Source organism: Actinomycetota bacterium, from assembly GCA_005888325.1.
GTDB lineage: Bacteria > Actinomycetota > Acidimicrobiia > Acidimicrobiales > AC-14 > AC-14.
The window spans coordinates 46989-60040 of sequence record VAWU01000008.1; the positions used below are offsets into that span (position 1 = coordinate 46989).

Annotated in this window: 8 protein-coding genes and 1 pseudogene (1 of these 9 only partly in view); 5 read left to right on the forward strand and 4 right to left on the reverse strand. The window is 68.7% G+C overall.

What is annotated here, in order from left to right:
- The 3 genes and pseudogenes from E6G06_01160 to E6G06_01170 form a co-directional block, all read left to right on the forward strand.
- Positions 1-1126 (forward strand): annotated as a pseudogene (locus tag E6G06_01160) (TIGR03621 family F420-dependent LLM class oxidoreductase); it begins 599 nt to the left of the window's first position.
- A gap of 51 nt (positions 1127-1177) precedes the next feature.
- Positions 1178-4051 carry a hypothetical protein gene (locus E6G06_01165; GenBank protein TML93708.1) on the forward strand — a complete coding sequence of 958 codons (2874 nt, stop codon included), beginning with the start codon at positions 1178-1180 and terminating at the stop codon, positions 4049-4051.
- 68 nt (positions 4052-4119) lie between these two features.
- The gene (locus tag E6G06_01170) at positions 4120-5808 is read left to right on the forward strand and encodes a sulfatase (protein ID TML93709.1); all 1689 of its coding nucleotides are present in this window, start codon (positions 4120-4122) and stop codon (positions 5806-5808) included.
- Here the strand turns inward: E6G06_01170 and E6G06_01175 are convergent.
- Positions 5805-7214, reverse strand: coding sequence for a glycoside hydrolase family 5 protein (locus E6G06_01175; GenBank protein ID TML93710.1), 1410 nt, complete (start codon positions 7212-7214; stop codon positions 5805-5807). The two genes, E6G06_01170 and E6G06_01175, sit on opposite strands and share 4 nt — an antisense overlap.
- A gap of 47 nt (positions 7215-7261) precedes the next feature.
- Complete coding sequence (locus tag E6G06_01180; GenBank protein ID TML93711.1) at positions 7262-7678, reverse strand: ester cyclase; 417 nt, start codon at positions 7676-7678, stop codon at positions 7262-7264.
- Between the two features lie 263 nt (positions 7679-7941).
- On the opposite strand from E6G06_01180, the gene E6G06_01185 reads away from it, so the two are divergent.
- On the forward strand, positions 7942-8499 hold the full coding sequence (locus E6G06_01185; protein ID TML93712.1) for a hypothetical protein: 558 nt from the start codon (positions 7942-7944) through the stop codon (positions 8497-8499).
- A 37-nt stretch (positions 8500-8536) separates the two neighbouring features.
- Here the strand turns inward: E6G06_01185 and E6G06_01190 are convergent, their stop codons facing one another.
- A complete protein-coding gene (locus E6G06_01190; protein TML93713.1) occupies positions 8537-10519 on the reverse strand; it encodes an acyltransferase family protein in 1983 nt (660 codons plus the stop codon).
- Between the two features lie 299 nt (positions 10520-10818).
- Positions 10819-11481 (reverse strand): hypothetical protein, encoded by a 663-nt coding sequence (locus E6G06_01195; protein ID TML93714.1) that lies wholly within the window; start codon positions 11479-11481, stop codon positions 10819-10821.
- 169 nt (positions 11482-11650) lie between these two features.
- Here E6G06_01195 and E6G06_01200 point away from each other — a divergent pair, with 169 nt between their 5' ends.
- Positions 11651-13045, forward strand: a complete 1395-nt coding sequence (locus tag E6G06_01200) for a DUF2252 domain-containing protein (protein ID TML93715.1) — start codon at positions 11651-11653, stop codon at positions 13043-13045.
- Positions 13046-13052: the final 7 nt, after the last annotated feature.

Sequence of the window (13052 nt, forward strand, 5' to 3'; positions counted from 1 at the left end):
CGTTGCACGACCGGTGTCTTCCCGGCGAGGGCGCCTTCGACCTCGTCTCACTGTGCCGCGCGCTGGCCGGCAGCAAAGCCCCGATCGGGGTCGAGGTCTTCTCCGACGCGCTGCACGCACTTGGGTCGTTGGAAGCGGCCCAGCGCGCCGCAGACGCCACCCGCGCCGTGCTGGCGAACGTGAATCGCAGATGACCCGGGCCATGCGCTTCGGGGTCATCACGTCGGGCGAACCCGACGGCAGGACGTGGCGTCGCCTCGCGCAACGGGCCGAGGAGCTCGGCTACTCGACGCTCTTCATGCCCGATCATTTCCAGGACCAGTGGTCACCGACAGTCGGTTTGACGGTTGCAGCCGAAGCGACCACCCGGCTCCGGGTCGGGACCTTGGTCTACGACAACGATTACCGCCACCCGGTGGTTCTGGCCAAAGAGATGGCGACCCTCGACGTGGTGTCCGAGGGCAGGGTCGAGTTCGGCCTCGGCGCCGGCTGGAAGCGCGACGACTACGACCACAGCGGCCTCTCGTTCGACGGGGCCGGCACCCGAATCTCTCGGATGATCGAATCGCTCGCGGTGATGAGAGGCCTCTGGGCAAGTGCCGACCCGGTCACGTTCTCCGGGCAGCACTATCGAATTGCCGGCGCGGTCGGCACACCTCGCCCGCACCGCCCGAACGGGCCTCTCGTCTGCATCGGCGGCGGTGGCCGCCGCATTCTGTCGTTTGCCGCGCGCGAGGCGGACATCGTCGCGGTCAACGCCACCCTTCGCACCGGTGCTCTCGACGCGGAAGTCGCCGCGACGGCGACACCAGACGCCTTCGACGAGAAGCTCGGCTGGGTCCGCGACGCCGCCGGAGATCGTCTCGAGGACATCGAGCTTCAGTGCCACTGCGCCTTCACCAAGGTCACCAGCGACGGACCACAGACTCTGGAGTCGATGGCGGCCGCGTTTGGCGTCAGTCCGAGAGAGGCGCCCGACGTCCCGTTGCTCCTCGTCGGCACGATCGACGAGTTGTGCGATGCGATCTTGTCGCGACGGGAGCGTTGGGGTTTCACCTACTGGGTGATCCCGGACACCGCCGTGGAGTCATTCGCGCCGGTGGTCGATCGGCTTGCCGGCAGGTAGCGTCCTCCACCGGCGAGACCGCAGAGGTGCGCGAGGGGATCGGGGTTGGCGATGCGGCGAAAGACACGGGTCACGTTCGGATTCATCGTCGCGACCGCGGTGCTGACACTGGCCGGCGCGCTCGGTGGCGCGGGCGCCGGTGCGGCCGGCGCCGCCCCCGCCCCGCGACGCCAGAAGCCGGACGAGGGATCGCGGCTCTCCAGTCGCCTGCATCTCCTGTCGACACCGGCGCTCCGCGTCGCCTCTGCCGCAGAACGGGCCCGCCGGCTCAGTCTCGCCGCAGACGGTCCCGGCTCGCTGGTCCGCCGGGAGGGGGTCGACGAGGTGCTCGTGGAGGTGCGCGTCGGCACCACGAGCGGGGTCGAGCGCGACGCCCTGGGAAGAGCGGGCCTGACTGTCACCCACGTGTCCCCGCGCTATGACGTGATCACGGGCTGGATCAGCCCGGCTCGGCTCCAGGCGCTGGCCCAGGCGCCAGGCGTGGGGTTCGTGCAGGAGGTGCTCGCGCCTTTGGTGGGGCAGACCGCGCCGGCCGGCGGGGTGGACGCGGCGGTGACGCCTGCCGCGTGTTCACCGACGATCTCGGAGGGCGACAGCCAGCTCAAGGCCGACCAGGCCCGGTTCGCCTTCGGGGTGGACGGAACCAACGTCAAGGTGGGCGTGCTCTCGGATTCCTTCGACCGCTCCACCGCCACGGCCGTGCACGCAGCCAACGACGTGGCCTCGGGTGACCTGCCGGGGGTGGGCAATCCCTGCGGCCGCACCACGCCGGTCGTTGTCGTGTCCGACCCCGCGGGCGCCGGTCTCACCGACGAGGGCCGGGCCATGAGCCAGATCGTGCATGACCTCGCGCCCGGGGCCAAGCTCGCCTTCGCCACGGCCAACGGTGGTGTGACGACCATGGCCGACAACATCCGCAGTCTGCGCAACGCGCATGGGTCCAGCGTGATCGTCGACGACGTCACCTATTTCGTCGAGCCCATGTTCCAGGACGGTCCGGTCAGCGTCGCGGTCAACGACGTGACGGCCACCGGAGCCGCGTACTTCTCTTCCGCCGGAAACTCCAACACCATCGTTGGCGGCAAGAACGTCTCGTCGTACGAGGCACCCGCCTACCGCCCCGCCTCGCCGTGCCCACCCGGATTGCCCGGCTTCGCCGGCGCCACCTGCCACGACTTCAACCCGGGCGCCGGCGTCGACACGACCGCGGGCTACACGCTGCCCAACAACGGCTCCCTCGTCGTGGACCTGCAGTGGGCCGAGCCGTGGAACGGGGTTGCCACCGACCTCGACCTGTACCTCATGAACAGCGCCACCAACACCGTCTTGGCTGCCAGCGTTGGCACCAACGCCACCTCCCAGCGCCCCTTCGAGTTCCTCAGTTACAAGAACACTTCGGGGGCCTCTCAGAACGTGCACCTGGTCGTCAACCGATTCAGCGGGTCCAGCACGCCGCGGCTCAAGTACGTCTTCTTCCGCAGCAACTTGACCAGCGCCGAGTACAACACCTCGACCGGGGGCGACATCATCGGCCCGACGATCCTCTCCCACAACGGTGCGGCCAAGGCCGCCACCATCGCCGCGGTGCCCTTCAACAACGCCACCACGCCCGAGCCCTATACCTCCCACGGACCGGTGACCCTTTACTTCGGACCGGTCTCGGGCACCACGCCCGCGCCACCGCTGCCCTCACCGCTCGTGATCAACAAGCCCGACGTCGCCGCCACCGACGGGGGTGTGAACACCTTCTTCCCACCGCCGTGCGGGCCCTGTCGCTTCTTCGGCACCTCCGCCGCCGCGCCCCACGCCGCCGCGGTAGCGGCACTCTTACGCCAGCGGTCACCCAACTTGTCACCGGCATCGGTGAAGTCGGCGCTCGAGGCCACGGCCGCCGCCGTGACCAACGGCGGAACCGCCGACGTGGTCGGCGCCGGGCTCGTCGACGCTCTGGCGGCGGTGGGCTCGGCGCCCTTCCTGTTCAATGCGAACCCCGCGGTGTCGAGCCGATCCATCGCGCTGAGCAAGGCGGTGAACCTCACCGCCAGCAAGAACGCGGGCTGCTCCGCCAACTACGGGCCGGCGTGCGCCACGCCGCAAACCGTCTCCGTGTCGACCTCGATCTTCGGCGGCAAGGCCAATGCGCCGGTGACCCTCGCGCTGTGCAACGGCCAGGTGGCGTTCTCGCCCAACATCGACGGCACCGGCGCACAAGGCGACATCGCGCACGGCTGTGACTTCGGCAACGGGCGGGGCTTCGGGGGGCAGGGCGTGCCCAACAGTGGGAGCCTCCAGCTGGACGCCACCGGCAACTGCTGCACAGGCGGGCCGAACGTGACGCTCCAGCTCCCGTCGGCCGCGCTCCTCACGCAGTGGGGTGGGCCCACGGGCACCAACACCAACCCGAACGCGGTCTGTCCGCCCACTCCAGCTCAGATCGCGGCCGGTCACACGTGCGCGGTGGTGCTGGGACAGTTCAACCCGGCGGCGCCCTTCGGGCCGTGGCTCTATGCCGGGTACCGACAGCTCTTCCTGAAGTCCCCGATCCCCTCGATCACGTGCAACGGGTCGACGTGTCCGAGCTCGATCCCGACGGGGACGTCGGTGGCGGTGACAGGCGTGCAGTTCGCGTGCCGAACCGTTCAGCCCGACGACCCGACGACGATCCCCTACGACGGCGCGTGCCTCCTGGCCCATACGAACAAGACGATCCTGATCAAGCGCGTCTCGAACGGCGCCCTGTTGCCGGCGATCACCCCCATGAGCCAGACGGCGAACGCGAACGGGAGCTATACGGTGACGTTCACCATGCCTTCAGTTCCGGCCGCGGGCGAGCTCTACAAGATCATTGCCCACGCGCAGTCATGCTCGTTCCCGTGCGAGTCGGGCAACTTCAACGCAGCAGGCAAGTTGTTCAGACACGTGTGAGCCCGGTCCGCCGAGCGACGCTTCGGGTGCTCACAAATAGCTAACAGCACGTGTGATGCTTCCTCATCATGGCCCCGTATCGTCGAGGCTCGATGAGCCGCACCGCCTCCCACGTCCCAACCCCCCGCCGAGATCGCGTGGGGTTGGGACGCGGTCACGTGTGGTCGGAAGCCGTGCTTGCCGTGCTTCTCGTGGCAGGGTGTGCGACCTCCTCCTCACCTGGCCGGCGATCGGCCCAGGGCGCGACGCCGTCGTCGAGACGCAAGCCGAACGTGCTGTTCGTCCTCACCGATGACATGCGGCTCGACGACCTGCGCTTCATGCCAAAGGTGCGCGAGCTCATCCGCGATCAGGGCGTGAGCTTCGACAGGTACTTCGACAACGTGACGCTGTGCTGCCCGGCCCGCACCTCGATCCTTCGCGGCCAGTACTCCCACAACACAGGTGTGCTCACCAACGGGGGCGGGAACGGCGGCTTCGAGACGGCCCATGCCGACATGGTCGAGCAGTCGACGATCGCGACGGCGATGCACGACGCGGGCTATGCCACAGGGCTGTTCGGCAAATACCTGAACGGCTATCCGCATACCGCGGGCCCGGCCTACGTGCCGCCGGGTTGGGACCAGTGGTCGAGCTCGTCGAAGGGCAACGCGTACGGCGAGTACGACTACACGCTGAACGAGAACGGCAAGCAGGTCGACTACGGACATGGGCCCGACGACTACGGCACCGATGTCTACACGCGCCAGACCCGAGACTTCATCACCCGCGCCGCGAGCACCTCGACGCCGTTCTTCGCCTACTTGGCCGTGTACGCGCCGCATTCGCCGTCCACCCCCGCGCCCCAGGACACCAGGGCGTTCCCGGGACTGAAGGCACCGCGCGATCCTGCGTACGACGAAGCCGACGTCAGCGACAAGCCCCGGTACATCCAAGCGCTCCCCCCGCTGACCCCGCAGCGGCAGCGACTGATCGACCGGCGCTACCGCAAGCGAGCCCAATCCCTGCAGGCCGTCGACCGGAGCGTCGCGAGCCTGGTGGACGCGCTCGACGCGAAGCGCCAGCTGGACGACACCTACGTGATCTTCACATCCGACAACGGCTTCCACCTCGGCCAGCACCGCATGCCGTCCGGCAAGCAGACCGCCTACGAGACCGACATCCACCTCCCGCTACTGATACGCGGGCCCGGCGTCGCGAAGGCGTCGCACGTCACTGCGCTCACGGGCAACGTGGATCTCGCGCCGACGATCGCCGCGATCGGCGGCGGTCGATTGACGGACAACCCGGACGGCCGGTCACTCGTCCCGCTGCTCACCACGAAGAACCCCCGCGTCCCGGCGCACTGGCGCCAGGTCTTCCTCCTCGAGCACTGGACCGAGACCTCCGCCCAGCAGGATCGCTCGGGCGCCGGTCAGCTCGAACCCGACGATCTCGATCAGGCCGACACCACTTCGAGCTCGGATGCGCAACCGACGACTCCGACGTCGGCCGCTGCCCCGCGCCGCTCCCTAGCCGGGCGGAGCCGGATCCCCGAGTTCCAGGGACTGCGGCTCCCGACCTACACCTACGTCGAGTACTCGACCGGTGAGCGCGAGCTCTACGACCTCACCCGGGATCCCGACGAGTTGAACAACATCGCAGGCGCGGCCAGTCCCGCGCGCCTCGATGCCCTCCATCAACGACTCGACGCCATGCGCAGCTGCGCCGGCGCCACCTGTCCCGCCCGCGAGAGCGCGCCACTGGTGCTGCGCTAACAGCTCGCGGGCGTCACCCGGACGGACACTGCGTTCGCGCCGGGTCGGCTCCGCAACGTGAGGGTGGGCGCGCAGCGCCGTGACGTGATGGTGGCACCCACCGCGGTGGCGGTGTAGCCCGCGGGGTAGCGCCGCCTCGGGATGACCACCTCGGTCTGGAGCCCTCGAGCGGCGCGGCGTCCGTCGGGACGCCGGGTGACGAATTCGAAGTCGAGCGTCGCAGTCGCGGCGTCGAACGTGAGGCGCGTGGGCGTGCCGTTCACGAGGGTCGGGTACGGACGCGCAAGCGCGTCCAGGACCGAGGCGTTGAGGTTGGGCGATTCGAGAGGAAGCTTGCTGTCGGCGACGACGAGCCCGTTGTACGACCAGTACAGCCACGGCACGAGTCGAGCGTCGAAGTCGTTCTCGGTCTGCGTGAGCGCAGCCGGGTCGCTCATTGCACCCCATTCGGTGACGAGTAGCGCGGCACGGTCGCGCTCGGCGGCGGCGACGCTGCGATCCATCGCCGACGCGTTCCCTTTCGCGTCGAGCGCGTACACATGGGTCGACAGCACGTTCGGCGAGCCGGGTCCCGGCAGTGACGTGTCGGCGTTGCCGAAGTTGAACAGCACGAACGGCTCGACGAGCACGGGGTGTCGACGGTCGACCGACCGCACGGCTGCGGTCATGCGGGCGTAGAACGGCGCGAGCCGGCTTGCCTCGAGGTCGGCGCAGCCGGTCAGGCATGAAGACCAGTCCGCGCCGGGCCACGGCTCGTTCATCGCCTCGTATCCGATCACGTTGGGGCTACGCGCGAACAGGGCCGCAACGGCGCGCATCGCGGAGGCGTAGTGCGTCTGGAGCGCGACGCCGTCTGGCCCCGGCCGGTTGGCCCAGAAGTTCTCGAACGCGCGTTGCAACGCGGGGTTCTGGACGTAGTAGAGGGGAAACTGCGCGGGCGGGTTGGGGAGACCGTCGGTGATCGTCGCCCACGCCGGCATGCCGTTGCCGTGGGTGGCCGGACCCCATCCGTCCTGGTGGAAGTCGAGCAGCACGTACGCGCCGTGCCGGCCGAGGATGCGCACGGTTTCGGCGATCGACGTCAGGTAGGCGTCGTCGACGACACCCGGCGCGGGCATCACGAACTCGAACGGCACACCGAGCCGAAGCGTGTTGAACCCGTTGGCCGCGAGGAGTGCTGCATCGTCGTCGTCGAAGCCGTCGGCGGCCGGAGTGAAGGGCGCCCACTTCTCCACGAAGTTCATGCCGCGCAAAATGACGACACGTCCGCCCGGGTCAGTGAACCACCGACCATCGTGACCGAGGGCCACGATCCGGCGGTGCGCGACGGGCGCGAGCCCGGGCAGCAATGGCAGGCAACCGGCGCCGAGGAGGGCAACGACGACGGCGACGACGAGGCGGCGCATCCGTCGCACGATATAGGTGACCCCGTCGCGGCGCCGTAGCGCACGGCTCAGGACGGGACGGCGCCGACCTGCTGCATCAGGCCGAGGAAGTCCATGCGCACCCAGCTCTCGGCCAGCAGTCCGTTCTCGACCCGCCAGATGTCGATGAAGTTGACGTCGACCGAGGCGCCCGAGGCCGGCACGCCCATGAACTCGCCCTTGTGGGTGCCGGTCCAATGGCTGCGGGTGATCACCTTGTCGTCCTCCGCGGCCATGACCTCGCCGAGGTGCACCTGCAGGTCGGGGAACGCGGCCTCGAACATGGCGAAGCTCTGGCGGAAACCTTCGGGCCCCGGGGTGGGCCCCGGCAGGTCGTGGTTGACGAAGTCCGGCGCCACTGACTCGTTGAAGACCTCGGCCTTGCGCTCGTTCATGCCCTGCTCGAAGAGCCGCCGCACCAACGCCTTGTTCTCGGATGCACCCATTGGGGTCCCTCTCCTTCTCTGGGCCGCTGGCACCCGCCCGGGTGGCGGACCATCCGGTCCTCATGGCTCGACAGGATTCGGCAGCCGGCACCGCCGCGGATCACTGCCTGTGGTTCGCGGCACTGGTTGCCGGGAGCGCTGACAGCCGGCGCTTCGGACTAAAGCCCTGAACCGACTATATACGGCAATTCGGGCGTTTCGGGTACTCTCCCTCACGTATGGGTTGCGTACGCAGGGCCACGACAGCGCCGGCGGCATTCATCGTGGCAATGCTGGTCTTCGCCCTTTCGGGCTGTCTGGAGCCCGCGGTTCCCGCCGCCCAGGTCATTCATCGTCCTCGAGCAAGGAATCCCACGGTCGACCACCCCGTCCGAGTCACCATCATCGGAGACAGCCTCTCGGAGGAATACGGTCCCGTGTTCCAGCGGGTCGGGTTGGCGCATGGCGCCATCGTCGACGGGCGGTGGTACGGGGGAACGAACCCGGTCGACCACCCTTGGTCGACCTGGGTGCGGGAGTGGTCGGGCGTCGACTTCGTGGTGCTGGAGGATTCCTACGTCCCGGACGGGACTCATTCGGCGTCTCAGTACCTCACGGCATGGCAAGACCTCGTCGACGCGGCGCGGACCACGCTCCGCCCCGGAGGTCAGGTGATCGTCATGAGCGGCAACCACCCCGATGTTTCGTCCATTCGTGGCGTTGACAGGTTCGTCGATCAAGTCCCACCGGACAATCCAGATGGGGTTCATTGGACCGACGCGGGTTACACCGCCGAAGCCACGCTGCTCTGTGAGCAGTTGGGCCGAAAGGGATTGTGCTGAAAGCTCCCGGTTGTGCGGTCGGGAGGCCCGTCCCGCGTCAGCTGTGCGGCGGAAGCCGGTTCGAGCAGGCGGCAGCGTTGTCGAGCAGCTCGGGGCAGAGCCACTCGGCGACCCAGTCAGCGCCCGCATCCGAGAAATGCATGCCGTCGGGTCGCGCATTGTCAACGTCGCCGAGCCGCTGGGTGAACTCTCCCCGCGGACACACGTGAGCGAAGAGGTCGATGACACGAAGTCGAGCGGGTGCGACCGCCGCCGGGAGGGCCGACACCATGCGGTTGAGACGCACGAGCGCGGCGAGCTCTCCGACATCGTTCGACCAGAACCGAGCCCGACTCTGTGCAGGCTCGGCGCACGGCGCCGTGAGCCAGACCACCCGCGCGCCCTGACTCGAGACGTACGCCGTCATGGCGAGGTACTCCGACCAGAGCCAGCGGTCGTAGTCGGGCTCCCCGAAGCGGCGGACGCCGTCCCACTGCGGCTGTTCGCGCGGAGCGATCTCCCACAGGGTCGAGAGCACCACGACCACGTCGGGGTGAAAGCCACTGATGTTCCAGCGCTCGGACCAGTCGCGGCAGCCCCGCTGGTCGAGCGTCCCCGTGTCGAACAGGTGGACCACACCCCCGCGGCCGATGGCGCACCATCCCAACGCCGAGTTGCTCACCACCGCCGCACCGGTTCGGATGGCCAGCCGCTCGATGCCGCGACCCACCGTCTGTCCCACCGAGTCGCCGACCACCATGATGCGGATCGGCCGCGCGCTCGAGGCAGGGGCGCTCGCGGCAGGCGCACTCGAGGACGGGACGCTCGCGGCAGGGGCAGAGAGAACACTCTGCGGGGACACCCGCGCTGGGTGGTCGAGGACCGCGCTGTACACGATCGCCGGCTGCGGCGGGCTCGCAGTCACCACCACGAGCGCGACGCACACCGCGACGGCGCCAGCCGGCGCCACCGCCCAGGGTCGGCGCCCGGTGAGCCGGCGGCCGTCACGGATCGGCCGCTCGAGCAGGCGGTACGAGCACGCTGCCAGCGCAACGGTCACCCCCGCTCGAAGCGCGAAGAGCGGCAGGCGCGACAGGCCGGTGCGGTCCGCGTCGAGCCAGAGGAAGAGTCCCAATCGCCGCAGTGACGCACGCCCGAGCAGGGCGCGGACCGGCCCCGCGGGTTGGACGGCGGAGGCGACCACCAACGCCGTGAGCACGGCATGCACCAGCAGCCCGCCGCGGTGGAGCCACCGATCGGACTGGGCCAACGTCGCCCAGAGAACGATCATCGCGAGGAGGGCGAGCGCGCCACCGCCTTGCAGCGCCAGCCGGCTCACGCGGCGCCGGGGTGAAGGGGAACCGGCGAGGGCTACGGCCAGCAGCGCCCCGAACAGCAGCTCGAACGCGCGGGTGTCGGTGCCGTAGTAGAGGCGATCGGGGGAAGCGCCGGTGTCGAGGAGCCACCGCCCCATTGCGATGGAGCCCGCCGAAAGCACGACGAGCGTCACCGAGAGGCCCCGGCGCCCACGCAGTCGCAGCGCCAGCAGCGCGAGAAGCGGAAAGCACAGGTAGAACTGCTCTTCGATCGCGAGCGACCAGAAGTGCAGGACAGGTGAGCTCGCCTGGAACTGGGCGGCGTAGGACTGGCCCGAGAAGATGAAGCGCCAGTTGGCCGAGTAACCGAGGGCGGCGAGGACGTCTGCCCGCAGCCCGCGCACCTGGTCGGGGTCGGCCACGACCGCGCCGAACACCACGATGCCCGCGAGCGCCACCAGTGCAACCGGCATGAGCCGTCGCAGGCGACGCGACCAGAAGCGCTGGAGGGACACGCGCCCGGTCTCGCGCCATTCCGTCAGGAGCAGCGTGGTGATCAGAAAGCCGGAGAGCGTGAAGAATGCGCTGACTCCGAGGTAGCCGCCCCTCGCCCAACCGAAGCCCGCGTGAAAGAGGAGCACCGCGGCAACCGCGAGACCGCGCAACCCGTCGAGCGCGGGCCAATGCGGAATCTCGACCTTGCCAACACTCTTGACACGCGCCATGCCGGCCCCCCACCGCAGGTGCGAGACCAAGAGTCCTATGTCCGGACGGGCGTACGCAAGCGGGGAGGTGGCACGCGAGCGATGGTGCGGGCTCGCAGGAGGTGCTTCTGTTCCGAGCGCGGGAACGCGAACGACTCCTCATGACCGAATTGCTCGGTCTATCCGATCCCAAACCCGCCGTTCTGATGCACGTTCGGGCAAGGCAAGGTCGACCTCGTCGTCTTACCCGATGGCTTCATGACGATCGACGCGATCGCCGAGCAGCCCGAGTACGTGCGTGGGCAGCACCCGAGGTCGGGTCAGGCCGCGAGTGCAGCCCTCTCGTCGCCCTGCCACATCACGACGCTGACGCCTACGATCCACACGCACCACACGAGGAAGCTGACGAAACCCAGCACGAAGAACGCGGCGTGGTCGCTGGCACTTCCGAGGCTCGCCCCGAGGAACCCGGCTGCGGCGAGCCACCCGAGGTAGGTGACCCACTGCGGCAGGAAGCTCGCACGGTAGTTCAACGCGCAGACGGCACCCAGAAACGCGACGATGCCGAAACCGGCCGTCGCGATGACGACGCCCGACAAGACGTAGAAGAAGCGGGACGCGCCGCCGAGATCGTCGATGCGCAAGGCGGTCGTCGACGTGAGAGCACCGGACAGAAGGACCAGCCCCGCCGCAGCCGCGAGCCCGAGCAGCGCCACGATCGCCATGCGGGGGCGACCATCTTCGGCCCGGACCATCATCCGCCACAGCGAGCCGAACCACCACAGCAACCCGATCATGCCGACCCCGAGGAAGATCTGTCCGGCCTCGATGGAACCCGTGTGGTCTTGGAAGTACTTCGTGATCTTCGCGACCGAGGCATCGGCCGCGGGCGGCGCGCCGGGCAGAAGCGCGCCGATGACACTCAGAACCACGAACACGATCCCACCCACGGCCGCATACCGCTCCCAACGGGCGTCGTCCATGACTTCCTCCCCGATCTGCTTTGAGTCCGCGTCTTTGATTGAACCTGCATCGCGTCGCTCATACAAGAATTGCGTGCCTCGATCACCGCGTTGCGACCCCATCACGATCAACGGCGAAGGGCGGTGAGCTGGAGCGCGTGGCAAGCTTTCCCAGGCGCAGGTGTGCGAGATGGGAGACCATGACCGCGACCGACCGGGGGTACCAGTGAGCGACCGTGTGCCGACCCTGCGCCGCCGCGACGAGACTCGGGCCGCGGTTCGCGACCTGCGCACGCGAGTCCCTCGCTCGAGCCATGGGAACTGGCAACCGCCTCAGGACCGCCTCGATCCGATCGAGCTTCTGGAGGCGTCCAACCGGACGCGCTTGCCGGAGCTCGTACCGGTGCGCAACGGCCGCATGTTGCAGTCGCCGTTCACCTTCTACCGAGGGGCGCCGCTCGTGATGGCGAGCGACCTGAGCCACACACCATCGACCGGAATCAAGCTGCAGATCTGTGGCGACGCCCATCTCCTGAACTTCGGCACGTACGCCACTCCGGAGCGCAACTTGGTCTTCGACGTCAACGACTTCGACGAGACCCAGGTCGGCCCGTGGGAGTGGGACGTCAAACGCCTCGCTGCGAGCCTCGTCGTGGCCGCGCGCACAACCGGGCTGACCGACTCCCACGGCGTCGACGCCGCTCACGCCTGTGCGCTCCAGTACCGGTCGGGAATGGCGGCGCTGGCCGAGCTGTCGTCGTTCGAGGTCTGGCATTCGCGGATCGACGTCGACGCCCTTCTCGCCGCGGCCCCGACCAAGCACACTCGGGTCGAGGTCGAGAGGACCGTTGCAAAGGCTCGCCGCCGCACCAGCATGCAGGCACTCTCGAAGTTGACGACCGTGCAGGCCGGCAAACGCGTGATCGTCGAGGACCCGCCGCTGATCGTGCGCCTCGACGAGCAGCAGGTCGAGCAGGCACTCCGGCTCGCCAAGACCTATCGGGCCACCCTCGAACCGGACCGCCGCCTCCTGCTCGACCGTTACGAGTTCGTGGACGCCGCGCTGAAGGTCGTGGGCGTCGGCAGCGTGGGCACACGCTGCTTCGTCGTCCTGCTCGCCGGTGTCGCCGATCTCGACCCCCTCTTTCTCCAGATCAAGGAGGCCCAGCCGTCGGTGCTCTCGCCCTACGCGGGGCGGTCCCCGTACCGAAACCAGGGGCAACGCGTCGTTGTCGGTCAGCGAATCATGCAAGCGGCCAGCGACGTCTTCCTCGGCTGGGCGCGCGCCGACGGCTTCGACACCTACGTCCGACAACTCCGCGACATGAAGGGCTCCGCGGAGATCGACGGCTCGGACGGACGCAGCCTCGCCGACTATGGACGCCTCTGCGGCGCCACCCTCGCGCGAGCTCATGCCCGCTCCGGAGACCCGGCTCTGCTCGCCGGCTATCTCGGGAATGGATCTGCCTTCGACGAGGCGCTCGGGCGCTTTGCCGTCGCCTATGCCGACCAGACAGAGCGCGACTACGAGGCCTTCACCCGTGCCGTGAGAACAGGTCGTCTCGAGGCCATCGAAGGACGATGAATGACTC